The sequence below is a fragment of the Pseudoalteromonas distincta genome (genome assembly GCF_005877035.1).
Taxonomy (GTDB): Bacteria; Pseudomonadota; Gammaproteobacteria; order Enterobacterales; family Alteromonadaceae; genus Pseudoalteromonas; species Pseudoalteromonas distincta.
Map to the genome: position 1 here is coordinate 142,900 of NZ_CP040558.1, position 25,142 is coordinate 168,041.

The following is a 25,142-nucleotide window of genomic DNA, read 5'->3' on the forward strand; positions in this document are numbered from 1 at the left end:
AGAGCCAATGCAGCAAAAAAGTAGAGCCTTCCTTAAATGGGCCGGCGGAAAATACAGCCTAGTTGAAAACATTAATGCGCGACTAAACCAAGCTAGCAAGCATGCTGATACCTTGGTTGAACCTTTTGTTGGTGCAGGCTCTGTGTTTTTAAATAGTGACTTTAAGCACTATATTCTCAACGATATCAATGCAGACTTAATTAACTTATATAAAGAGCTTAAAAGCTCTCCAGATGAGCTTATTAGTGACGCTAAAAAGCTATTTGTTGATTTGAATAATCACGCAGATGCGTATTACGAATATCGTGTGCAGTTTAATCAAAGTCGTGATGTATACGAACGTTCAATCTTGTTTCTATACATGAACCGCCATGGTTACAACGGACTGTGTAGGTATAATTTAAAAGGCATTTTTAATGTGCCTTTTGGTAAGTATAAAAAGCCTTACTTTCCTGAAAAAGAAATGTATTTTTTTGCTGAAAAAGCACAAAAAGCAACGTTCACTTGTTTAGATTACGATGACGTTTTTAAGTTAGTGCCTAACAATGCTGTTATTTATTGCGACCCACCTTATGTACCATTAAGTAAAACGGCTTCTTTTACGTCTTACGCTAAAGGGGGGTTTAATTTAGATGATCAGGCTAACTTAGCTAATTTGGCAGAACAAGCCGCATTTGAAAATAACACACCTGTGCTTATTTCAAACCACGATACCGTGTGGACGCGTAAAATTTATAGCCAAGCATCGCTTGAACAAATTCAAGTAAAGCGCACTATTAGCCCCAAAGGTGGCTCTAGAAATAAAGTTGACGAGTTGATGGCTATGTATTTAGCACCCAAGCAACCACTGCGTAAATTGCGATAACAAAAGCAACAAATAGTACAATCGCAATTAAAATGATGGATAAAGGGGAGTGTTGTTTAAAATCGACTTGGCGTTTATTTTCAGATTGAACACCAAAAAATGCAGCTAGCACACTTTGCAACGCGCTAAAAAATTGTAGCATTATTTAAAATAAAGGTTTTAAAGAAGGAGCGTTTTTAGAATCTTCAGAACTAGTAAGTAGTTCCAGTAAATCAAGGTAATGAAACTGAGCACTACGGCTATCGCCAGTTAACCACGAAAACCATGATGACTCTTCTTCAGCTTTAATACACGCAGTTAAAGTGTTTTGAGTACTTACCAGTTGTGTATTATGACAATTACTCACTGAGCTTAATTCTTGCTCAGAGCTTGAACCAAAGCTAAACGCCCCGATAAGCAGTAATGCCGACGCAATTAATATCCCAATTTTAAAAGCACGCATGATGAAATCCAATAATTTGTTACTTTTTTAATCATAGCAAATATTGGTTAAATATCAAACTTAAAGTTACCTAAAATGGGGGCTATTACGCCATATTACTTGGGTAACATCTTCAATTAAGTTACATTAACGCAATACACTATTTATTGATGGAGTTAATCATGTTTAACCCAGAGCAAAAATATTTAATAGCCCCTTCTATTTTGTCTGCTGATTTTGCAAAGCTAGGCGAAGATGTTGATAAAGTTCTCGATGCGGGTGCTGACGTGGTTCACTTTGATGTAATGGATAATCACTATGTACCTAATCTCACAATTGGTCCTATGGTGTGTAAAGCACTAAGAGATTACGGTATTACAGCACCTATCGACGTACATTTAATGGTTAAGCCTGTAGATAGCATAATACCTTTATTTGCTGAGGCTGGTGCTTCTATTATTACTTTTCATCCAGAAGCCAGCGAGCACGTCGATCGTACAATACAGTTAATTAAAGATCACGGTTGTAAAGCAGGCTTAGTGTTTAATCCAGCAACAAGCCTAAGTTATTTAGATCATGTTATTGATAAGCTAGATACCATTTTACTAATGTCGGTAAATCCTGGGTTTGGCGGGCAAAGCTTTATCCCTCATACGCTTGAAAAATTACGCCAAGCAAAACAGCGTATTATTGAATCAGGCCGAGATATTCGCTTAGAGGTTGATGGTGGTATTAAAGTCGATAATATTGCAGCAGCGGCTCGAGCGGGTGCTGATATGTTTGTTGCAGGCTCAGCTATTTTTAATCAACCTGATTACAAAGTGGTGATTGATCAAATGCGTGAGCAGCTTGGAAGTGTTAAGTAATGAAGTACGATGTCGCCTTATTTGATTTAGATGGTACTTTGGTTGATAGCGTTTACGACTTGTATATCGCTATTAATTTAACCTTGAGCGATTTTGCTTTTCCTATTGTTAGTCAACGCTTGGTTGAAAGTTGGGTTGGTAATGGTGTTGAAGTCCTTGTAAAACGCGCTTTGAGTGGCGATATGCAAGTGAGTGAAAATCTAGATGAGTCACTTAGTGGCAAAGCAATATTACAGTTCTATAAGTATTATGAACAACAAGTTGGTGAGTATAGTGTTTTGTACCAACATGTAGAAACAGGGCTTGCAGCACTTCGCGGTATGCCTAAAGCATTAATCACTAATAAGTCTCGAATTTTTACAGAGAAACTACTCGATAAACTGGCACTAACGAGTCATTTTGATGTGGTTGTATGCGGTGACGACATGGCAAAAAAACCATCGCCAGAACCATTGCTATTTGCCTGCAAAAAACTAAATGCGGAGCCTAATAAAGCAATAATGATAGGTGATTCTAAAAGCGATATACTTGCAGCTAAAGCCGCTAATATAGACGTAATTGCACTTAGTTATGGCTATAACCAAGGTGAAAATCTTGAGGATTATAATCCGCAGTACCTATGCGATAACTTCTTAGATATAATACCTGTTCTAACGCAGCGTTAAATATTATTCATTAAGCAAAATAAAGGAAAATCATGAGTAAACCAGTAGTTTTAAGCGGCATTCAGCCAACCGGTGGTATGACAATAGGCAACTATGTTGGCGCTATTAACCAGTGGCTAAAGTTACAGGAAGACCACGAAAGTTTCTTTATGTTAGTAGACTTACACGCTATTACGGTTCGCCAAGAGCCTGAATTACTGCGCTCTCGAGTGTTAGATGGTATTGCTCTTTACGCGGCATGTGGCATTGATCCTGAAAAATCTGCGTTATTTGTACAATCGCAAGTACCTGAGCATGCACAATTAGCGTGGGTATTAAATTGTTACGCGCAAATGGGTGAGCTTAATCGAATGACTCAGTTTAAAGACAAGTCATCTAAGCACGCAAATAACGTAAACGTGGGCTTATTTTCATATCCAGTATTGCAAGCTGCGGATATTTTATTATACCAAGCTGATCAAGTACCAGTAGGGGATGATCAAAAGCAGCATTTAGAGCTGACTCGCGATATAGCCACACGCTTTAATAATTTATATGGCGACGTATTTAAATTACCAGAGCCGTACATCCCTGAGTTTGGTGCACGCGTAATGAGCTTGCAAGATCCACTTAAAAAAATGTCTAAGTCTGACGAAAACCCAAATGGTTACATCATGTTATTAGATGAGCCTAAGCAAATTGTGAAAAAGCTTAAAAAAGCAGTAACTGATTCAGATGAACAAGCACGTATTTATTTTGATCGCACAGAAAAGCCTGGCGTATCAAACTTGCTTACTTTATTGAGTGTTGCAACTAAGCGCTCAATTGAAGACCTAGTTCCTGAGTATGAAGATAAAATGTATGGCCATTTAAAGAAAGATACAGCAGATGCAGTTGTAAATATGATTGAGCCAATTCAAGCACGCTTTAAAGAGATCAGAGAAGATCAAAACCTACTTGATGGCATAATGAAGTCAGGTGCTGAAAAAGCAAGTGTACGCGCTGAGAAAACATTGAAATCGGTATACGATGCGCTTGGTTTTATTCCTCGCGGGTAAGTTTATTAAAATAAAAAAATGCCGCTTGTTAGCGGCATTTTTTATATAGCACATATCAACATGATAGACCCAAATAGAAACAGTAGCGATATAGCTAGTTTGTCTGTTTTATCCATTATTCAGCCCCTCCTACTGTTATATCTGCCGTGCTATCAATATTAACTAGAGAAACTTTATAGCCCTTGTTTTCAAGTAGGGTAAGTAAACTATCTTGTCCTGCAAGATGGGCAACTCCAACAAGTACAAACTCATTTTTGTCGTTGTTAAACATGGCTTCTACTTTTGGTAACCAATCATTATTTCTTTCTGTAATGATTTGTTTATAGCTATTCGGATCATTTTGCTGCATATCTTCAAGTGCCACTTTATTCAGTGTGTCTGTATCACCTTTGCGCCAGGCAGCTAAAAGTCCTTTAAACATATCGCCATAGTTGTGCAGCTCGGCTAAGTTATGTTTAATGAAGTCGTTTTCGTTGCCTTGACCCATTTTTTTAAAAAGCTCTAACTGAAATTCCATTGTTTCTAAGTAATTTTTTGTTTTGTTATCTTCAGTCGCTTTTTTAGTAAAGTAAGCATCAACACCTTCACCCATTAAATTTTGCTTTTGAAGCTCCATCGACATTAAAACAATACCAACCATAGCAGGGCGAAAGCCATCTAACTTAGCGAGATTAGCGCCAAACTCGTTAAGCTTATTTTCAAGTGATGCCTTAATCTCGGGTTCTAGTTTTTGACTTAATGTTTCGTTATTTGTATACGATAGTGCGCCTAACATTTGCATTTGCGCATTAGTATCGGCTGGGTCAGATAACGGTGCTTCTAAAATAATTGTATCCGCTTGTTCATAAGCATGGTTGAACTCAGCGGGTAGTGGCATTTCAGCTTTAGGTAGTATGTGAACTGTACCGCCAATAAATAGTGAGTCATTACCATTGCTTACTTGCCATACAGAGCTTTGAGCCTGTGCTGTATTTGCTAAAAGACTACAGCTAAGTAATACGCTGGCAGATACTAATTTTTTTGTGAATTTTTTCATGATAATTCCTTTATGTAACTTTTAATTTTATTGTTTTTAGTTCGATAACACAGTGCTGAAATATGCAGTGATTGAGGATGTTACCTTTGAAAGGTTTTTATCAATTTGCGAGTTTATTTTGCTCATTGAAGAGTCAAGCTCAGCTGATATTTTTTCATCTATCGAAGAAAGTAACGTTTGTGTATCAACATTACTTTTTAAAGACTCAGTGGCGTCTATGTTGTTTGTTTCTTGCTGCTTTTTATTAACTGGGTTAATCGCCTCTACGCTTTCACCAATTATGCATTGATTAAAATTACTTTGAACGGTGTGTTGTTTAGCGTCAGCTGCAATAACTGAATTTGTATTAAAAGCAGTTGCTAGTAGTAAAGCCGGTAGTACTTTTTTCATTGTGCTATTCATAATTAAACCTTTTATATTTTTAATTGCAGCCAATTTAGAATCACAAATGATTTTTTACTAAGCTGCTTGTTGATGACGGTTTAAAGAATATCGCTGAATTTATTGAGAGTCGCTTATCTAGTTATGAGCAATTAATAGATAAGGTTTTTAAATTAAATAATTGTTTTAATTTAGAGGGTTAGCCTTAAACCTTATAATGCTAATATAAGGTTTAAAATGCTTTTTCTATAAAATAAAGTGTAGATGTGATACGGTTTATAAAAATAAAAATACGTAAAGACTATGAATTATCAAATCGGACCTTGGCAATTTATTAGTAATCGCTGTGTGATTACTTCAAACCATTTAGAAAGGGAATTAGATCCACTCTTAGTAAAGCTATTACTTCACTTTATAGACAAGCCTCAACAAATTGTTTCCCGCCAAGAGCTTATTGAGAGTGTATGGCAACAGAGCTTTGTTGATGATAATGCGATTAACCGTGCAATCTCAGAGTTAAGAAAGCAGCTTGCCCATCCAATTGAAAAAGCGCCGCTTTTAAAAACGCATTACCGTAAAGGATATAGCCTAACAGTAATACCTGAGCGTTTAACGCAAGCAAACGTTTCTAATGAGCCTGCAAACATTTTGCCTGACTCACCAGGTATTTCTGCCAAAAATGAAGAGATAGCTACTGCAACTACTTCTCAACCAGTTCAAAAAAAGAACAGTAAAAAGTTTTTGATTTATTCTTTACTCGTCATTATTTGCCTGTGCTCTTTAGTATGGTTTGGGTTGTTTTTTATTAATGCACCTTCTAGCGAAAAGATTAAACAGATCACAGTTAATAAGGTAGCAAGCACGTGGAATATAGGCAGTGAGGTTCACCCTGAGATGTCCTCAGATAAACAATATTTAGCTTATACAAATGTTGAACCTGAAAATGACGTAATGCATGCATTTGTAAAGCGACTATCTGATCAAAGGGAAGTTGAAATTACCTATCCTGGCTTTCAAGTATCTATTTTATCGTGGCAGTTAAATCAGCACGCAGTGCTTATACAAGCTACAAACTTAAAACAACAGCAGTGCGAAATGGTACTGGTTGATTTAAGCCAGTTTCCTATTGTTGGTGAGGCTACATTAATTAAAAAGTGCGACCTTAGATACACAGGTTATGCGCAAGTAGACGAAAGTGGTGAGCATATTTATTACACCGAATATAAAAATGAGCATGAGGGTTCAGGTTTATATAAATATGATTTAGAGTTACAAAAAGAGTCCATTGTTATTCCACCACCAGGTGTAATGTATGGCGTAATAATGCCGCGCTTATCTTCTTCAGGTAATAAAATAGCATATATACTTAGTCAAAAGGGTAAGCCTTTTTCTGTATTTAGCTACAACTTTGAGACCCATGAAACCAAGCGATTATTTAAAGCAAAGAAAAGCATAATTAGCTTCGCGTTTGACTGGCTTGCAGACGATAAAGGCGTGATTGTTTTTGAAGACTCTGACCTTTCAACCATTGTGTTTGATGAAAATAATATTATTAAACGCACACTAACGGTTACCCCAGCAATTTCACCTTATTATATTGCAGTTCAATCTGCTAATAGCCTCTTTTACTCAGCAAATAAAACACAAGCATTTTCGTTAATTAAAGCGACTAATCTTTTTAACGAAACTCCTGAGTATGAACCACTCTACAAAAGTGATGAAGACGACTACCACATTGTAGAAGTCATTAATGAGAAAGGGCCAGCGCATATTTTTGTATCCGAGCGCTCTGGCAGCAGTCAGTTGTGGTTATCTCAAAATGGACTTACAAAGCAACTTAGTAACTTTACTTATGAAGGGAAATCTACCTTTGCTATTGGCGGGCTAAGAGTATCGAGTAAGCAAGATCGTGTTTTATTAAGAATTAATAGCGATATTGCATTTTTTGACGTTATGTCGAACAAGCTCTATACCATAGCTGAGTTTAAAGGGCGAAAAATACTAAACTATGTATGGTCTAAAGATAATGAAAGTATAATTTATTTAGAGCGAAGTGGTTCAGAAAATCTATTTGCTCAGTTTAATTTGTTAACGCGAGACACAACTATATTAGAGGATGTTAAAGCCAACAAATTAATTTCAGGCGCTGACGGTACTAATTATGCAATTACTAACAATCAGTTAATTAAACTATCAAATAAACAGAGTTGGGAATTACCCAAAGACGCGCGACAAGCACAACTTTTTGCTATTAATGGTAATTACCTTTACTACTCTGATGCGATTTCAAGAGTTGCTCGGCTTAATTTAGAAGATAAAACAGTAAAAGATGTGCACGTGGATTTTAAACCCATCGCATTTTTTATTAGTGATAACAATCAAATTTTCTTTACAGAATCAAAATATAAAGACATGCAAATAATACAGATAAGTTGGAATAACTAGAAAAAAGGAATTTACATGAGCTTTAAAGTTAAGCACTATGCTGCAAAAACGATTAAGACGAGCTATGCAATGGAGTGGGAAATGCTACTCACTGAATTAGTTATTGGCTTATTGTGCAGCGTATTTGCTTATCTTGGTTTTAAGGCGAGTGTATTACTCATTTTTGTTGCTAATTTATTTATTGCAGTGTGTTGTTTTTCTTTAATAACATTTTCTATTGTTATGTTGATAAAGGAAAAATTAGAGCCAAAAAATAGCGAGAAGTGAATCTTCTCGCCATTTTTAATTAAGTGCAATCTCGACAGTTAAATAACCTCAAAGCCGATTAATTTGTCACAACTGGACCTCTATTTATTTAATAGAGGTTTTAAGTAATGCCCAGTATGTGAACGCTCACACTCAGCTACTTCTTCTGGCGTACCTGCAATGAGTATTTCACCACCACCAGCTCCGCCTTCAGGTCCTAAATCGATAACCCAATCTGCTGTTTTAATAACATCGAGGTTGTGCTCAATAACGACAATTGTATTACCGTGATCGCGCAAGCGATGAAGTACAACAAGCAGCTGTTCAATATCAGCAAAGTGTAAGCCTGTTGTTGGCTCATCTAATATGTAGAGTGTTTTACCTGTATCACGCTTTGATAGCTCGCGTGCTAGTTTTACACGTTGCGCCTCACCACCTGAAAGCGTGGTAGCGGCTTGACCTAAGCGGACATACGATAAACCAACGTCCATTAGGGTTTTAAGCTTACGGGCAATAGCCGGTATTTTGTCAAAATACTCATGCGCGTCTTCAACAGTCATTTCAAGCACTTGGTGTATGTTTTTACCTTTGTATTGTACTTCGAGCGTTTCGCGGTTATAGCGTTTACTCTTACATACATCACACGGTACATACACATCAGGTAAAAAGTGCATTTCAACTTTAATTAAGCCGTCACCTTGGCACGCTTCACAGCGTCCGCCTTTAACGTTAAAGCTAAAGCGACCTACTTTGTAGCCACGTGAGCGCGCTTCTTGTGTACCTGCAAATAATTCACGAATGCCGGTAAATATACCTGTGTAGGTTGCCGGATTTGAACGAGGAGTACGACCAATTGGGCTTTGATCAATATCGATCACTTTATCAAAATGATCTAAACCGCTAATTGATTTATACGGTGCCGCTTCGGCAGTGGTTGCGCCATTTAGCTCTGTATGAGCTAGTTTAAATAAAGTATCGTTTATTAGCGTTGATTTACCTGAGCCCGATACACCTGTCACACAGGTCATTAAACCAAATGGGATTTTTAAATCCACATTTTTAAGGTTATTACCCGTTGCGCCAAATAGCTCTAGCCATTTGTCGTTCGTTGGGTGACGCTCTTTTGGTATTTCTATTTTACGTACGCCTGATAAAAATTGGCCCGTAACAGACTCTTTGCTTGCTAAAATATCGTCGCGCGTACCTTGAGCAATAATATGCCCACCATGAACCCCCGCACCTGGACCAATATCAATAATATGATCTGCAGCACGAATAGCATCTTCATCGTGCTCTACCACAATAACGGTGTTACCTAAGTCGCGTAAATGGATTAGTGTTTGTAGTAAGCGGTCGTTATCGCGTTGATGTAATCCAATAGATGGTTCATCTAGTACGTACATTACACCTACAAGACCGGCACCAATTTGACTGGCTAAGCGGATACGTTGAGCCTCACCACCTGATAATGTATCGGCGCTACGTTCAAGTGATAAATAATTTAGGCCAACGTTAATTAAAAACGATAAGCGGTCGCGAATTTCTTTTAATATTTTTTCAGCTATTTGGCCTTTTTGTCCGGTTAATTCTAAACCTTCAAAAAATTCCATGGCTTCACCAATACTCATGCATGTGATTGCAGGTAAGTTGGTTTGTCCAATAAATACATTTCGAGATTCTTCGCGTAAGCGCGAGCCATGACAGCTAGGACACGCTTGGCTTGTTTGGTATTTAGCAAGTTCTTCGCGTACAGAGTTTGACTCTGTCTCGCGGTAGCGGCGATTCATGTTATTTAAAACGCCTTCAAACTCATGGTTACGCGTAATTAAATCGCCACGGTCGTTACGGTAATTAAACGCAATTTTAGTGCTACCAGAGCCGTCTAAAATAATTTTTTTCGAGTCGCTGTCTAAATCTTGATAAGGCACATCTAAATCAAAATTGTAATGATCCGCAACCGCTTGCAGCATTTGATAGTAATAAAAGCTGCGTTTATCCCATCCTTTAATTGCACCGCCAGCAAGGCTTAACTCTGGGTTATGGACTACGCGATTAGGATCAAAATATTGACGTATACCTAAGCCATCGCAGGTTTGGCAAGCACCAGCTGGGTTATTAAACGAAAACAAGCGCGGCTCAAGTTCAGTCATTGCATAGCCACAAGTAGGGCAGGCAAAATTTGCTGAAAATAGAATCTCTTCAGCGCTGCTATCGTCCATGTATGCTACATGTGCAACGCCATTAGACATTTCAAGTGCAGTTTCGAACGATTCTGCTAAGCGTTGTTGTAAGCCATCTTTTACTTTAAATCTGTCTACAACAACTTCTATTGTATGTTTTTTATGAAGCTCAAGCGTTGGTGGATCAGACAAGTCACATACTTCACCGTCTATACGGGCGCGAATATAACCTTGGCTAGATAGCTGTTCTAATAACTTAACATGCTCACCTTTACGCTCTTTTACTATTGGCGCAAGCAGCATTAATTTACTGCCCTCAGGTAGAGCCAAAACAGTATCTACCATTTGGCTAACGGTTTGCGCAGCAAGTGGTAAATCATGTGTAGGACATCGTGGTTCGCCAACGCGGGCAAACATAAGTCGTAAGTAATCGTAAATTTCGGTAATAGTACCTACGGTTGAACGCGGGTTATGAGACGTTGACTTTTGCTCAATAGAAATGGCAGGAGAGAGGCCTTCGATGTGATCCACATCAGGCTTTTCCATGAGCGATAAAAATTGTCTTGCGTACGCAGAGAGTGATTCAACATATCGGCGTTGTCCTTCTGCATAAAGCGTATCAAATGCAAGTGATGACTTCCCCGAACCAGATAGACCCGTAATAACTATTAATTTATCACGTGGGATGGTTAGGCTGATGTCTTTTAAATTGTGCGTTCGGGCGCCTCGGACTTCAATGTTTTCCATGCTATCTCGTTTATTACCAAAATTATTTACTCAGTATCGCATAATACGAAGCAATATTAATCCTTGATCAATGAAAAATCCTTACTTATAGGCGATTAATTATTGCCAAGCTTATGGTAGAATCCCAACCTCAATTTTTCATAGAGTAAGATCACGCAGATAATGACCGCATCTTCACTTAATTCACGAGAAAAACGCGCCGCTGTATCACTGGCGAGTGTGTTTGCATTTAGAATGCTCGGCTTGTTTATGCTGATGCCTGTATTGGCTATTTATGGACAATCGCTTGAAGGTTTTTCGCCTATTTGGATTGGTTTTGCCATTGGTGCGTATGGTTTAACGCAAGCTGTACTACAAATACCTATGGGTCGATTATCCGATAAGATTGGTCGTAAAAAGGTTATTGTTGGTGGCTTAGTTGTATTTGCTATTGGCTCTGTAGTTGCTGCATTAGCTGACTCTATCCAAATGGTTACCGTAGGCCGTGCTTTACAAGGTATGGGCGCAATAGCCAGTGCGCTACTCGCGTTTGCTTCAGATTTAAGCCGCGATGAGCAACGACCAAAAGTAATGGCCGTTATCGGTATGAGCATAGGAATGAGCTTTGCCTTTGCTATGTTACTTGGGCCAATTGTCGCCGCTTCGTGGGGTATTGCTGGTGTATTTTGGTTGACTGCTATTTTAGCTGTCTTTGGTATATTTATAGTGACTATGCTAGTGCCAAAGGCGGTAAATAAAGCACCCAAAGGCGATACATTAGCAAGCTTCAGCGACATTAAAAAATTAATTAAACACCCTCAGTTAGCACGATTAAATGCAGGTGTATTGTTATTGCATTTAACGCTAACCACAATTTTTGTGGTACTGCCGAGTCAATTAATTAAAGATGGCTTGGTTGCCGACCATCACTGGTATTTGTATATTCCAGTGCTATTTTTAGCATTTTTATTAATGGTACCAATAATGATTGTGGCCATTAAAAAAGAGAAAGAAAAACAAGCGTTCATTGGCTCAGTAGCCTTGTTAACTATTAGTATGTTAGCAATGTCGATATGGGTTAATAGTGTAGTAGGCATTGCTGTGTGTATGCTGCTTTATTTTGTGGCGTTTAACTTTTTAGAAGCCACTATGCCTGCGCTTGTATCGCGAATAGCACCTGCAAGCCAAAAAGGTTCAGCAATGGGTGGCTACTCATCTAGTCAGTTTTTAGGCGCCTTTTTGGGCGGTATGTTAGGTGGCTATGTAGCACAAACTACAACGACGCAAGCTGTGTTTGCGGCAGCGGCACTTGTTGGGTTAATATGGCTTATTATTGCGTGGAAAATGCAAGTCCCACCCAAAAGTAAAGTTATTAGTTTAATGACCAAATTAGATTCTGAAGAGCATGCTCAAGTACTTGCTTCTCAGTTAGTTGCTTTACCAGGTGTAATAGAAGCAACTGTGGTTCGCGATGAAAGTCGCAGCTATTTAAAGATTAATGATAAAGAATTTGACCTAGACCAAGCGCGTAAAGTCGCTGGTTTAATCTAACATTTATAGGAGATGGTTCCATGGCACGCGGTGTGAACAAAGTAATTTTGGTTGGTAATTTAGGGCAAGATCCTGAAGTTCGTTATATGCCTAACGGCAACGGTGTAGCAAATATTACCCTAGCAACTTCGGATAGCTATAAAGATAAGAACACTGGCCAAATGGTTGATAAAACTGAGTGGCACCGTGTTGTATTTTTTGGCAAGTTAGCTGAAATTGTTGGTGAATATTGTCGTAAAGGTTCACAAATTTATGTTGAAGGTAAACTTCAAACACGTAAGTGGACCGATCAACAAGGCCAAGAAAAGTACACTACAGAAATAGTCGTAGATGGCTTTACTGGTCAAATGCAAATGTTGGGCGCACGTGGTGGCGATCAACAAAGTGGTGGTTACCAAGGTAATCAATCACAAGGTGGGCAACAAGGTGGTGGTTACCAAGGTAATCAAGCGCAAAGTGCTCAACAAAGCGGTGGTTACGGCCAAAATAATCAAGGCCAAAATAACCAGCAACAAGGTGGTTATGCTCCACAACAGCAAGCAGCACCTGCAGCGCAACCTCAGTCAGCGCCAGCACCACAACAAAATAATCAATACCAACAACCGCAAGGCGGCTTTGCACCACAACAAAATAGTGCACCGCAGCAGCAAGGTGGTTTCGCTCCTAAACCACAAAGTGCTCCGCAAGGTGGTGCATCAAACCCAATGGAACCAACCATTGATTTTGATGACGATATCCCGTTCTAGTTTTCCAACTTTTACAGTGTAAAGATAATTAGATTCTTTACACTTTTTACTCTAAACCCAGTATTCGTACTGGGTTTTTTTATGCGTATTGCGCTGTGATGATAATCAAAAAACTATCAATATAAGACCTCATTAGGCTGTAAAGTGAAATAGTATTGTTGGTAATGTTAAATTACAGTAAATTTTATCTTGTATTTAATTGATATATATATCGTTAACACTTACCATTAAACTACTTTCCCCTGATTACACAATGAGAAACATGAAAACTAATATCTTATTTTTATTTCTTGTTTTTCAATTCTTGAGCCCTAGTTCACACGCTCAAACTCCTTCAAATGTTACTCATATTTTATTTATAAATTCAACAAATCAAGATATGCCTTGGTATAAAAGTGTTGAGCTTGGACTGCGTACAGAGCTTACAAAACGTTCTTTTAGTTATGAACTATTTGTCGAAAATATGGATGTAAATCGCTTTGATGAAGTTAATCAAAAACAGTTAATGAAAGACTACCTCAAACAAAAATATAAAAATAAGCACATCGATATCATCGTTACTCAGTCGCCATCTGCAGCGACGTTACTATCTCAATTAGATGATTTTTTTATAAATGCTCCACGAATATACTTAGAGCCAGGCGCCCAGTTTAATCTACCAAAAAAGACCAGCGGAGCTGTGATCCAAGCTAAATTAGATTATGCGCAAGCAACAGCAAATGCTGTTAATTTAATGAAGCCTAAAAAATTGATCGTGATTTTAGATACAAAAAACGATATTGGTATGAGCTTTCATCGAGGACTATTTTCGGTTATTAACCGTGATTTTTCGTATTTAAATGTAGAAAAGTGGTTTGATCTTCCATTACCAGAATTACTCACCAGAGTAAGAAATGCCCCAGCAGATTCAATTATTTTATTTACCCCCATTTTTAGGCGTTACGATAATAAATCACTTAGCCCTTATCAGCTAGTAGAGCGATTAACTGAAGAAAGTCCGGCGCCAGTGTTTAGCTATTGGGAAGTACTATTAGGCTCGGGTGTTGTTGGTGGGTATGTTCTGTCGGGTGAAAAAATAGGTAAACGTATTGCCGATTCAATAGTTTTTTATAATGAAAATAAAGCGTTAAATGAAATTAGTGGTGAAGGGCTTAGTACATACTCATATGATTGGCGACAATTAAGTAAGTTTAATATTGCTCCGCAGAGCTTGCCAGAAGAGTCAATTATCTCTTATTACGAGCCAACTTACTTTGAGAAAAATAAAATATTAATTTACAGCGCTACTGCAATTATTTTTATTCTTAGCAGTTTTTTAGTTTTTGTTTTGTTTTTAAACCAACGCCGCATTCAACTTTTAAAAGAGCTTGATGAAGAAAAGCAAAGATTAGAGTCGCGCGTTGAAGAGCGCACTGAAGAGCTTTTGCACGCCAAGGAAGAAGCAGAGCATCTGACATCCGCTAAGTCTGAGTTTTTAGCAAATATGAGTCATGAAATTAGAACCCCTATGAGTGGGATTATTGGTTTGACTAATATTTTGCTCGAAAAAGGTTTACCTGGTGAGTATGAGCATTATTTAGATAAAATTAAATATTCCTCAGATCAACTTCTTGTGGTTATTAACGATATTTTAGACTTTTCAAAAATTGAGTCTGGAAACATTAATCTTGAAGAATTTCCTTTTTCTGTAAATTCGATTGTTGATTACATCAAAGCAACCTTCAATGAATTGGCCCAAAGTAAAGGGGTCACATTTGATATTGTCATTGATGAGGCAGTTAAACTGGACTTAATCGGCGATGTAGTGCGAATAAATCAGGTGCTGTTAAATTTATGCTCTAACGCAATTAAATTCACCCCTCACGGCACTGTATCGGTTTTAATTGAGTCAAGAAAGTTATTAGACGATCCGCAAAGTGTTTGCTTATATTTTACAGTTAAAGACTCAGGTATTGGCATCGCTGAGGATAATCTTACCAATTTATTTGAATCATTTACTCAGGCAGATAGTTCTACAACTAGGAAGTTTGGTGGTACAGGGTTAGGTTTAACTATTAGTAAGCGTTTATGCCAATTGATGGGTGGTGATATAACGGTACACAGCACTCAAGGTGTGGGTAGTGAGTTTGTAGCTTCGGTGGAAGTTAAATTGAACAACCAAGCGTTGATTGATGATACGCCTAACCTAATCTTTACTGATCCGTTTGATGTATTAATTATAGATGATAATGAAGAGGACCTTAAAGTAATTGAAAATCAGCTTACAGCTATGGGTTTAGCATGTACTGCGTGCTCGTCTGCTAAGCAAGCTATTGATATTATTGAACAGAATAAAGAAAAATTTAAAGTCATTATTGTCGATTGGATAATGCCAGCGATGAGTAGTGAAACATTTTTAACGCGTATTTATAATATTAATCCCCAGCTTTGCAATAATATAATTGTACTTACAAGGGATCATGAGGTTTTACTTAATGATGTGGCTAACAAAATAAATATAAACACAATTTTGCAAAAACCTGTTTATTCGAGTGTCTTGTATAAGGAGGTGAGCAGTAGAGTGTTAGGTTTTTTTAATGAAGTGCCTAAAGTAAATACTGTGAGTGAACAGTCGCTGGCGGGTATTAAAGTATTAGTTGTGGAAGACAATTCAATCAATCGACTCATAGTTACCAACATACTAGAAAATAGCGGCGCTCAGGTTTACTTAGTTGATAATGGATTAGAGTGCATCCAAACAGTAAAATTAGAGCCGTTTGATATAATTTTAATGGATATTCATATGCCTATCATGGACGGTGTTGAGGCGACTCAAATTATTCGTAGTGATAGTGATGAAACTATCGCAAATATTCCAATAATTGCCTTAACAGCTAATGTTATGAAAAATGATATTACACGATACTTATCTATTGGCATGAATGCTCATGTTGCAAAACCCATTAAAACACAAAAACTACGTGAAACTATAATTCGCTGTTTAAATAAATAGTTGCGCTAGACATATAATTTAATATTTTTATCAAATACCTACCGCAATCCCTTCCATTGGCTTGAGCCGATTTTTTAATAACTTAAAAAAATTTATAAAATAGAATTTGACTCACGTGTGTTTATATGTGAAATTCCATATATTCGATTTTTCGTATATTAACTTGGTAAAGGTTGAGTTATAAATGTCAGAAGTTAATGGGTTACCAAATACAAATAAAACACATAGCGTTGTTCCACACACTAAAAATTTTAACGTTAGTTTTTCTGAGCACAAACCTAAAATTTTATTGTTATATGGATCATTAAGAGCGCGTTCTTATAGCAAGTTGGTAATAGAGGAGAGTGCACGTTTATTAACGTATTTTGGTGCTGAGGTTAAAATTTTTAATCCTGAAGGTTTACCTCAAACCGATAGTGAAGATGAATCACACCCTAAAGTACAAGAGTTACGAGATTTAATGCTTTGGTCAGAAGGGCAAGTATGGTGCTCTCCAGAACGTCATGGCTCAATGACGAGTATATTCAAAAACCAAATTGATTGGATACCACTTAATTTAGGTGGTGTAAGGCCAACGCAAGGTAAAACACTCGCAGTGCTGCAGGTTTGTGGTGGTTCGCAATCATTTAATGTAGTGAATCAGCTGCGTGTATTGGGGCGTTGGATGCGTATGGTAACAATACCAAATCAGTCCTCAGTGCCACAAGCTCATTTAGAATTTGAAGAAAATGGGCGCATGAAACCTTCTCCACTTTATAATCGGATTGTTGATGTTATGGAGGAGTTGATAAAATTTACTTTGTTATTACGAGATCAAAAAGATTACTTTGTAGATCGTTATTCTGAACGTGTGGAATCTGCAGAAGAACTTAGCCAACGCGTTAATCAAAGCTCTATTTAGGACAGAACAATGGGATTATTTGAACGTTATCTTTCTGTGTGGGTAGCCTTAGCTATTACTGTTGGTATTGTAGCTGGTTCTATAATGCCAAGTGCATTTAGCTTAATTGCTGGTTTTGAATATGCCCATGTAAATATTGTAATCGCAGTACTTATTTGGTTAATGATTTACCCAATGATGGTGCAAATTGATTTTTCATCAATTAAAGATGTAGGTAAAAAACCAAAAGGGTTAGTGCTCACTATCGTTATTAATTGGCTTATAAAACCCTTTACTATGGCGCTACTAGGCTGGTTATTTTTTAAGGGTATTTTTGCCGATTTTGTTGACCCACAAACAGCTACAGAATATATAGCTGGTATGATTTTGTTGGGTGTTGCGCCTTGTACCGCTATGGTGTTTGTGTGGAGTCAATTGACAAAAGGCGATGCTAATTACACCTTAGTGCAGGTATCAATAAATGACATAATTATGATTTTTGCCTTCGCACCTATTGCAGGGCTATTACTTGGCGTGACTGATATTACTGTACCTTGGGATACACTGTTATTATCGGTGGTATTGTATGTACTTATCCCGCTGGTAGCCGGTGCTGCTACCCGTAAAAAGCTTGATAAAGAAGATGACCATACGTGTTTAAATAACTTTTTAAAGGTAATGAAACCTTATTCTATTATTGGCTTACTCGCGACAGTAGCGCTATTGTTTGGTTTCCAATCGCAGACATTAATAGAAAAACCAGAGGCAATAGTTCTTATTGCAATCCCGCTCTTAATTCAAACTTACGGTATTTTTGCGATTGCTTATATTGCAGCTAAAAAAATGGGGCTTGCACATAATATAGCGGCGCCTGCATGTATGATTGCCACTTCAAACTTTTTTGAGCTAGCTGTTGCGGTTGCTATTTCATTATTTGGTTTACATTCTGGGGCTGCGCTTGCCACTGTGGTGGGTGTGTTGGTAGAGGTCCCTGTAATGCTAAGCTTGGTATACTTTGCAAATAAAACCCGCCATTGGTTTAATTAAGGCGGTATGCAGCATAATCTCTGCTGGCATACTTTTTAAAATGATCTGTCGATGGCTTTCATCTATTTATAGAATGAAGGGCATAGCTGTTTATTTTTGTAAGCTCTCGTTTATCTGAGTGTTTTTTGTTTAGTGCTATTAATAAACGTTTAAACTTAGTTTGCAGCCTTGTGCTTCTATAGATATTGAACAACACTTTAGTTATTAATATAACGAGTGGCAGGCTATGCAAAAGAGTAAACTCTGGCTTTTAAAGTACTTCAAAGGTATCTCTTTTGTTTTGTTTTTGATGATACTTATTAGTTTTAATTTCATTTTAAATGATGCATTACATCAAAAAGCACATGTTTCTGGGCAGCAGTTTGTTAAACGCGTTTATGAATTAAATTTATCTCCCTCTATAAATAACGAAGTGTTGGTCGCATTAGCTAAAAATGAAGGCTTTAAGTTAGAGGTGCAAAATTCTTCAGATCACTTTAGGAACTTAGTAAATTTAGAACGCGAAGTTTTTACTTTTAAAACGTTAAGCTTGAGCCTTTATCACTATCCAGTGTGGGTAACACAAAGCTACTTATTTATATTTTTGAATCTGATTATATTAGGCGCTGCTAATTGGTCTTATCGCTGGTGGAGCCTGTTAAAAGTAAACCGTAAAGTAATGCTTAAAAATACAGTTATACAGCCGACTAAAATTATTCAACAAAGGCATAAAAATACTCAACTAATCGAACAGGCAAAAAAATGTGATTTAAGTTCTTTGTATGGAGTTAATACTGCATCACATAACTTATTTTTACTTATTGAGTGTGATTGTAGCTTTGATAAAAAAACGGATATAGAAGCCAATTTTAAAGTCTTAATTACTAAAAAATTAGCCGAACTTAAAGGTGTGTCGGTAAAAATACTAAACTCTAATTACTTAGCGGTTACCTTACCAAACATTTCTATTAGCGAGTTGAATAGCTACGTTGAAAAGCTTCATAAAAATGTGTTTTTAATATGTCAAAATCATCAAAAAAATATTACTCATAAAAATATTAAAATAGGTGCGTGTGATTATCAATTAGGCGCTGATCAAGTGGCGGTTTATAAGTTAGCAAAATCAGCACTCGCGCTATCACAAAGCAGCCTATTGCAGCATTGCCACCGTTTAACGTTAAATCACTGCCAAGAAAAACACCTCTCTAGCAAACAGGTTATAGAAAACATTAAAAAGAATAAATTTATATTATTCTTTCAGCCTGTATTTGAACTCTCTAGTGGAGATATCCTGCAGCATGAAGCTCTTATTCGGGTTAGGCATAGCCAACTTGGTTTACTGGCCGCTCGTTATTTTATTAAGCAGGTTTATAGTGATCAAGACGCTTTAATATTAGATAAAGCTGTAATAACACAAGTCAAAAAGCTAATGCTCAGTGAGTCTTCGGCTTTAACAGTTAGTGTAAATCTACACCCTAAAAATTGGTTTAATACTGTATTTTGGGAGTGGTTAGCCAATCAAATGGCAGAGCTTAAGTTAAATACTAAATTACAATTTGAAATAAGTGAGGCAGAATTTTTTACTCATAGAGAGTCGATAACTCATGCATTTAATGTTATTAAAAAAGGGCATTCACATATTGTGATTGATAATGTAAAAAGCAGTGAGAAAGTAGCCATGCTAGTTGACTATAACCAAGTATGTGGGCTTAAGTTATCTTACGAACTGGTTCATTTATTAGATGAAAAAACTCAAAATCAAAAGAAAATAAAAAGGATAGTCGAAGCCGCTAGTCTTTTAAATCTACCCGTATACGCGGTGGGCGTAGAGACTCAAAAAGAGCTACTTACGCTTACCAAATTGGGGGTGGTAGGAGCTCAAGGTTTTTACTTTTCAGAGCCGCTTCAAGAGTTTACGCAAGCGGTATTTAATTAAGATCTAGATTAACCCTCTATATTTAAGCCCATTTAATCCTTGAAGCCCGCCGGTATGAACAGCAATAATTTTACTCCCAGATGGGAAATAATCTTGCTCAATAAGCTGCCACAATGCATACATCATTTTTCCGCTATAAATAGGCTCAAGTGGCAGATTATAAGTGCGGCCCATATCTTGGCAAAACTGCCATAACTCAGGTGAAAACTTACCATAACCCCCATCATGAAACTCTGTGAGTAACTGCCAGTTAGTTTGGTTATTAGCTCTAGCGCTCAGCTTTTTTATTTCTTCACTTAAGTATTCAGCTTGTTTTAATACCGCTATACCAATAACTTGTGTTGTTGAAGCACTGCCTTCTATTAGTCCAGCAAGCGTGCCACCACTACCTGTAGGACAAACTAAGTAGTTATGTTCGGGTAAGCTTTGTACTAACTCTTGACACCCTAATAAAGCATGTTCATTTGTACCACCTTCAGGGATGATATAAGCGTTTGGAAAACGCTCTTGCAGAACATAAAGGTATTCGGTGTCGTGACGTTTTCGATATTCTATACGATTAACAACATGTAGGTTCATACCACAATGTTTTGCAAACTGAATTGTTGGATTGTTGTTATCAAGTTCTGGTCCGCGGATAATCGCGTGAGTTTTTATATTAAATTCTTTTCCCGCAGCTGCGCAGGCGTGAATATGGTTTGAAAATGCACCACCAAAAGTCAGAAGTTCTGTCTTATTTATCTTTTGCATGTACGCTAAATTATATTTTAATTTACGCCATTTATTGCCACTTATTAACGGATGAAGCAAATCATCACGTTTTATACCTAAATAAATATTTCTCTTTTTTAGAAACGAGCTATCTATTTGTTGTATTTGGTTATTTTCATCTATTTTGAATGTTTCATGCATTTTTTTGGTTTTCAATTTGGCAAAGTAGTTAAAATGTACGACACTTATTTCATACATAATTAACATTAGTAGCTATATGAAAGAAAAGCTGTTTTCGTGGTTAAATCGTAGTTTAGATCCAAATACAGCTATTGGTGTTGCAACTTACGCAGATACTGTTAACGCAGTATGTTTAAAAAAACAAAGCGACCAATGGATGGTCCACAGTTCTCACAGTGTTAATGTGTCTGAGCAAACTGATTATACCGCTGCAATTGTTGCTTGTACAAATGAGGTTTCTACTGATATTTGTGCCGTTAATTTAGTTATACCGCACTATTTTTATCAAATAGTGCAAATGGATAAACCAAATCTCAGCGATGAAGAAATAATTCAGTCACTCCCTTGGACTACAAAAGATTTAGTTGATATAGCCCCTGAAAATATTGTGGCTGATTTTATTGATTACCCAATAACACTCACAATGCAAAGCAGCAAAATGAATGTATTTATTACTAATAAGCTGCAGCTGCTTCCGTTTATAGACAGCTTTGGACAGACCAAGCCCGTTTTACGTGCAATGACCTCTGAGGAGATGGTGTTAGTCACCTTGTTTGGTACGCATAAAGAGGCACACATGCTGATTGTGCAGCATGCTAGTCATGAGCCTCGAATCTTAATTATTCGTGATGGGCAATTAGTTTTAGCTAGGCGATTAAACGGTTTTTTAGGTATTGCTGATAAAGATCAAAACCAAGAGTTAGTAGATGCGTTAGGGTTAGAAATTCAGCGTTCGATGGACTTTTTTGAAAGCCAGCTCAAGCAACCACCAATTCGCAGCATTCAGTTACAGTGCGACGATTTATCGTCATTAACTCTTAGAGCTGGCCTTGCAGAGTTTTTACAAGTAAAGGTTGTAGATTTTGAGCCTAACTTAGAACTAGCGCAGCAATTAGAGCCAAATTTTTATTATGCACTCGGTGCAGCCTATCAATTAACAGATCCTGAGTCTGTGCTATGAAAACCCGGATTAACTTTTATCATAAAACCCTTCGAGTGCGGCGAGACCCAGTCCCTTTATCGGGAATGATTACGTTGTGGTTAGGTGCGCTATTAATCATTGCGATCACGTGGGCTTTTTATAGTTATAAAACATATTCTAATAAGCTTGATTTAGAACAAAATAAGGAATACCTCAAGCAAGGAAAAGCTCAGTTAGAAGTTGTAAAACAGCAGTTAGCAGAGAAGCAAAATAAAGCACTATTTATTAATGAGCTAAAAACACTTCAGCAAGAGGTTTTGCATAAGCAGCAAATATTTACCTATTTAGAGCTAAGCACAGATCAATCTGCAACCGATTACGCTCAGGTAATGCAAGATTTGGCAAAGTATCACGAACCTAACATTTGGTTGACCCACATTAAGTTTGCAGGGAAAAGTGTGACGCTTCAAGGGCAAGTATCGCAGTCAAAATTTTTACCTATTTGGTTTAGTAATTTAAAACAATCGTCATTTTTTATTGATAAAGAGTTTTCAGTTTTAGAGCTTTCGACGCAAGGCGGTGTGAGTAAATTTAATGTAGCGACAGACCTTAGTGATGAGGGCGATAGACCATGAGCCAAGAAGCAATTAGCCCGAATAATAAAAGCAAAGGTTGGCCATTGTGGGTCAAATATAAAACACAGTTTGCATCGCTACAAAAACGTGAGAAGTATTCCACCTTATTTGTTGGTCTGTTTATAGTGATTTACCTCGGTCTCTGGTTTGTTATTTTTCCACAGCAAGATGAAGTTGCCAATATACGTTCAAAGCACAATATAACGCTGCAAGAGTTGCAGCAGATAAACACACAACTTTCTATGTTAAATCAAGCACTAAACTACGACTACACTAAGGTTTTACGCGGGCAAATTGCACAAACTAGAGACGAATTAGCCGAAATAAATAATCAACTTAGTAGTTTTAGCCAAGGCTTTGTTGCTGCTAAAAATGTACCTGCCGTTTTAAAAGATTTGCTCGTAGATAGTAGCGATGTGAAAGTAAGTAGCTTTAATGTCAAACCAGCACGAGCTATCGATGTAGAAAAGCTCGGTGAGCATGATACGCAAACATTATTTTTTGAGCATCAAATGGTGGTTACTTTACAAGGCAGCTATTTCAACTTACAAAAATATTTAGCTGCATTAAAAAACAATCAAAATAAGTTATTAATACAAGAGTTTAGTTATCAGGTACTAGAGTACCCTCAAGCTGAACTCGTCCTACATATAGCTACAGTGAGCGCTAATGAAAAATTTATCGCGTTATAGTATTTGTACTTTGGCTCTTTACATTATTGCGCCGAGTGCGCTTGCGCAACTTCGCGATCCGACTCAGCCAAATATGTTCGTGAGTAACAATAGTCCCACTAAGCAAAGTACAGAACTTAAATTGCAATCTATTATTAAAAACAGTACAGCATTTAAGGCTATTATTTCCGGCCATATTTATCGAGTGGGTGATGTTGTAGACGATTTTCGGGTGCTAAGCATTAACTCAAAACACGTTGTGCTAGCAAATGATGATAAACAAATAAAATTAGAATTATATGACTATGAAATTAAAAAATAATTTATCTCACCCGTGGCTTGTTCTCTTTTTGTTGCCTACGTTTTTAACGGCTTGCCATAGCTTTAAACCAGGTAAAGAGATTAAAACGCATATAGAGCAAGAGTTAGTAGAAAAACCAACAAAGCCTAAAGCCATTGCGCCTCTACAAATGCCAAGCGAACTTACACAAAGCTTATTGTCATCTATAAATAATGAGCAAACGATAAGTGATGATTTATCTATCAAGCGTTTTGATGTTGCTGCAAATGATGTTGAAATAGGCGCTTTTTTTGCAGGCTTAACAGACGATACTCCTTTTAGTGTTGCTGTACACCCAGAAGTAAATGGCACAATTAGTTTAAACCTAAAAAGCGTTACGTTTAACGAAGTCATTGCTGTTATTAAGCGTATGTACCCTTTAGATATTGTAAATGAAGGGCGAATTGTACAAGTATTACCAGCCAAAATGCGCACAGAAACGATACCTGTAAATTATTTGATGATGCAACGTCATGGTCAATCTACAGTGAGTGTTGTTGCTGGTGGGGTTAGTCAGTTTGCACAAAGTGGCAATGGATCGAGTAGTTCAAATTCAGGCAGTGGTAACCAACAAAATAGTAGCTCTGGTGGTGACAACCAAAGCTTAGATTTAAATGGCTCTCGAATCCAAACAATTAATAAAAATGATTTTTGGCAAGAATTAGAAGTTGCTCTTAAGTCCTTAATTGGCGCAAGCGATGGGCGCTATGTTGTTGCAAGCCCACAAGCTAGTTTGGTTACAGTAAATGCATTGCCCAGTGAAATTAGTCAGCTAAAAGAGTTTTTACGTCAAAGCCAAGAAAACCTGCAACGCCAAGTTATTCTAGAAGCAAAAATAATAGAAGTAACTTTAAAAGATGAGTACCAACAAGGAGTTAACTGGGAGCGTATAGCCAGTGGTTTAGAAGGTGGGATTTCGTTTGCTACAACAGCGGGTTCTACAATTAGTAATAGTATTTCGGCTGCAATTGGCGGAGCGTCATCGCTAACCATTCAAAAAGGTGACTTTAACGGGGTTATTAATTTGCTAGAAACCCAAGGCGATGTGCAAATGTTATCTAACCCTCGGGTTACGGCTACAAACAATCAAAAAGCAGTTATAAAAGTAGGGCAGGACGAATATTTTGTTACTAACGTATCAAGTACGACGGTAACAGGTACTGCTACAACTACCTCGCCTGAGATAGATTTAACGCCGTTCTTTTCTGGTATTGCACTTGATGTAACGCCGCAGATTGATAAGTATGGCTCAGTCATTTTGCATGTTCACCCTTCAGTAACTGAGACAGAGGAGCAATTAAAGGTAATTACTTTAGACGATCAACGTTTTGAGTTACCTCTAGCGCAAAGCAACATTCGAGAGTCAGATACCGTTATTCGCGCTCAAAGTGGCGAAATAGTGGTTATTGGTGGCTTGATGCAAACGTCTACTCAGGATGAAGAATCTAAAACACCGGTGCTGGGTGATATCCCGCTATTTGGCAATTTATTCAAAAGTATTCGTAAACGCCAAGAGAAAAAAGAACTGATTATCTTAATCAAACCAACCGTTGTTATGCCCGACACTTGGAAAAAACAACAAGGTGAAAGCCGTCAGCTTTTAAAAACATGGTATGAAAACTAA

23 protein-coding genes are annotated in these 25,142 nt (G+C 37.4%); 17 read left to right on the plus strand and 6 right to left on the minus strand.

Translation table 11 applies throughout. The annotated features are described in order from the left end of the window. Window positions 1–7 precede the first annotated feature (7 nt). Window positions 8–865 (plus strand): Dam family site-specific DNA-(adenine-N6)-methyltransferase, encoded by an 858-nt coding sequence (locus tag FFU37_RS00590; protein ID WP_002958383.1) that lies wholly within the window; start codon window positions 8–10, stop codon window positions 863–865. On the opposite strand, the gene FFU37_RS00595 is transcribed toward FFU37_RS00590, so the two are convergent. Then, window positions 822–1,007, minus strand: coding sequence for a DUF2970 domain-containing protein (locus FFU37_RS00595; RefSeq protein ID WP_002958384.1), 186 nt, complete (start codon window positions 1,005–1,007; stop codon window positions 822–824). The two genes, FFU37_RS00590 and FFU37_RS00595, sit on opposite strands and share 44 nt — an antisense overlap. Window positions 1,008–1,010: 3 nt before the next feature. Then, window positions 1,011–1,307, minus strand: a complete 297-nt coding sequence (locus FFU37_RS00600) for a hypothetical protein (RefSeq protein ID WP_039485830.1) — start codon at window positions 1,305–1,307, stop codon at window positions 1,011–1,013. A 161-nt stretch (window positions 1,308–1,468) separates the two neighbouring features. Between FFU37_RS00600 and rpe the strand changes: the two genes are divergently transcribed. The 3 genes from rpe to trpS are packed head-to-tail and all read left to right on the plus strand — an operon-like array spanning window position 1,469 to window position 3,854. Then, the gene (gene rpe, locus FFU37_RS00605) at window positions 1,469–2,152 is read left to right on the plus strand and encodes a ribulose-phosphate 3-epimerase (RefSeq protein ID WP_138488430.1); all 684 of its coding nucleotides are present in this window, start codon (window positions 1,469–1,471) and stop codon (window positions 2,150–2,152) included. Continuing rightward, the gene (locus FFU37_RS00610) at window positions 2,152–2,817 is read left to right on the plus strand and encodes a phosphoglycolate phosphatase (RefSeq protein WP_138488431.1); all 666 of its coding nucleotides are present in this window, start codon (window positions 2,152–2,154) and stop codon (window positions 2,815–2,817) included. Before rpe ends, FFU37_RS00610 begins: the two co-directional genes overlap by 1 nt. 32 nt (window positions 2,818–2,849) lie before the next feature. Beyond that, the gene (gene trpS, locus FFU37_RS00615) at window positions 2,850–3,854 is read left to right on the plus strand and encodes a tryptophan--tRNA ligase (protein WP_002958388.1); all 1,005 of its coding nucleotides are present in this window, start codon (window positions 2,850–2,852) and stop codon (window positions 3,852–3,854) included. A gap of 115 nt (window positions 3,855–3,969) precedes the next feature. Here the strand turns inward: trpS and FFU37_RS00620 are convergent, their stop codons facing one another. Together FFU37_RS00620 and FFU37_RS00625 are read right to left on the minus strand one after the other, a co-directional pair. Further along, the gene (locus FFU37_RS00620) at window positions 3,970–4,890 is read right to left on the minus strand and encodes a TraB/GumN family protein (protein WP_138488432.1); all 921 of its coding nucleotides are present in this window, start codon (window positions 4,888–4,890) and stop codon (window positions 3,970–3,972) included. A gap of 36 nt (window positions 4,891–4,926) precedes the next feature. Next, window positions 4,927–5,292, minus strand: a complete 366-nt coding sequence (locus tag FFU37_RS00625) for a hypothetical protein (RefSeq protein ID WP_138488433.1) — start codon at window positions 5,290–5,292, stop codon at window positions 4,927–4,929. A gap of 282 nt (window positions 5,293–5,574) precedes the next feature. Here FFU37_RS00625 and FFU37_RS00635 point away from each other — a divergent pair, with 282 nt between their 5' ends. Together FFU37_RS00635 and FFU37_RS00640 are read left to right on the plus strand one after the other, a co-directional pair. Then, window positions 5,575–7,716: a winged helix family transcriptional regulator gene (locus tag FFU37_RS00635; RefSeq protein WP_138488434.1), complete on the plus strand. Its 2,142-nt coding sequence runs from the start codon at window positions 5,575–5,577 to the stop codon at window positions 7,714–7,716. 15 nt (window positions 7,717–7,731) lie between these two features. Further along, entirely contained in the window at window positions 7,732–7,983 is a 252-nt protein-coding gene (locus FFU37_RS00640; RefSeq protein ID WP_138488435.1) for a hypothetical protein, read from the plus strand. Between the two features lie 80 nt (window positions 7,984–8,063). Here FFU37_RS00640 and uvrA read toward each other — a convergent pair whose 3' ends face one another. Beyond that, complete coding sequence (uvrA, locus tag FFU37_RS00645) at window positions 8,064–10,889, minus strand: excinuclease ABC subunit UvrA (RefSeq protein ID WP_138488436.1); 2,826 nt, start codon at window positions 10,887–10,889, stop codon at window positions 8,064–8,066. Window positions 10,890–11,051: 162 nt separating this feature from the next. On the opposite strand from uvrA, the gene FFU37_RS00650 reads away from it, so the two are divergent. The 6 genes from FFU37_RS00650 to FFU37_RS00680 all read left to right on the plus strand — a co-directional run bounded on the left by FFU37_RS00650 (window position 11,052) and on the right by FFU37_RS00680 (window position 19,999). Continuing rightward, a complete protein-coding gene (locus FFU37_RS00650; protein ID WP_138488437.1) occupies window positions 11,052–12,419 on the plus strand; it encodes an MFS transporter in 1,368 nt (455 codons plus the stop codon). Between the two features lie 20 nt (window positions 12,420–12,439). Then, window positions 12,440–13,165 (plus strand): single-stranded DNA-binding protein, encoded by a 726-nt coding sequence (ssb, locus tag FFU37_RS00655; RefSeq protein ID WP_039485810.1) that lies wholly within the window; start codon window positions 12,440–12,442, stop codon window positions 13,163–13,165. A gap of 262 nt (window positions 13,166–13,427) precedes the next feature. Beyond that, window positions 13,428–16,157, plus strand: a complete 2,730-nt coding sequence (locus FFU37_RS20255) for a response regulator (RefSeq protein WP_175413880.1) — start codon at window positions 13,428–13,430, stop codon at window positions 16,155–16,157. Between the two features lie 184 nt (window positions 16,158–16,341). Beyond that, complete coding sequence (gene arsH, locus FFU37_RS00670; RefSeq protein WP_039485802.1) at window positions 16,342–17,058, plus strand: arsenical resistance protein ArsH; 717 nt, start codon at window positions 16,342–16,344, stop codon at window positions 17,056–17,058. A 9-nt stretch (window positions 17,059–17,067) separates the two neighbouring features. Further along, window positions 17,068–18,084, plus strand: coding sequence for an ACR3 family arsenite efflux transporter (gene arsB / locus FFU37_RS00675; protein ID WP_138488438.1), 1,017 nt, complete (start codon window positions 17,068–17,070; stop codon window positions 18,082–18,084). Between the two features lie 226 nt (window positions 18,085–18,310). Beyond that, window positions 18,311–19,999 (plus strand): EAL domain-containing protein, encoded by a 1,689-nt coding sequence (locus tag FFU37_RS00680; RefSeq protein ID WP_138488439.1) that lies wholly within the window; start codon window positions 18,311–18,313, stop codon window positions 19,997–19,999. A 3-nt stretch (window positions 20,000–20,002) separates the two neighbouring features. Here the strand turns inward: FFU37_RS00680 and FFU37_RS00685 are convergent, their stop codons facing one another. Beyond that, entirely contained in the window at window positions 20,003–20,911 is a 909-nt protein-coding gene (locus tag FFU37_RS00685; protein ID WP_138488440.1) for a 1-aminocyclopropane-1-carboxylate deaminase/D-cysteine desulfhydrase, read from the minus strand. Between the two features lie 76 nt (window positions 20,912–20,987). Between FFU37_RS00685 and FFU37_RS00690 the strand changes: the two genes are divergently transcribed. Genes FFU37_RS00690 through mshL form a run of 5 tightly spaced genes read left to right on the plus strand, consistent with a single transcriptional unit; the run spans window position 20,988 to window position 25,142 of the window. Beyond that, the gene (locus tag FFU37_RS00690; RefSeq protein ID WP_039485798.1) at window positions 20,988–21,911 is read left to right on the plus strand and encodes a hypothetical protein; all 924 of its coding nucleotides are present in this window, start codon (window positions 20,988–20,990) and stop codon (window positions 21,909–21,911) included. Next, window positions 21,908–22,507, plus strand: a complete 600-nt coding sequence (locus FFU37_RS00695; RefSeq protein ID WP_234047864.1) for a PilN domain-containing protein — start codon at window positions 21,908–21,910, stop codon at window positions 22,505–22,507. The genes FFU37_RS00690 and FFU37_RS00695 overlap by 4 nt, the downstream gene beginning before the upstream one ends. Then, complete coding sequence (locus FFU37_RS00700) at window positions 22,504–23,199, plus strand: hypothetical protein (protein ID WP_039485794.1); 696 nt, start codon at window positions 22,504–22,506, stop codon at window positions 23,197–23,199. Before FFU37_RS00695 ends, FFU37_RS00700 begins: the two co-directional genes overlap by 4 nt. Then, entirely contained in the window at window positions 23,177–23,500 is a 324-nt protein-coding gene (locus FFU37_RS00705; protein WP_039485790.1) for an agglutinin biogenesis protein MshK, read from the plus strand. Before FFU37_RS00700 ends, FFU37_RS00705 begins: the two co-directional genes overlap by 23 nt. Then, window positions 23,484–25,142 carry a pilus (MSHA type) biogenesis protein MshL gene (gene mshL / locus FFU37_RS00710; RefSeq protein WP_039486073.1) on the plus strand — a complete coding sequence of 553 codons (1,659 nt, stop codon included), beginning with the start codon at window positions 23,484–23,486 and terminating at the stop codon, window positions 25,140–25,142. Before FFU37_RS00705 ends, mshL begins: the two co-directional genes overlap by 17 nt.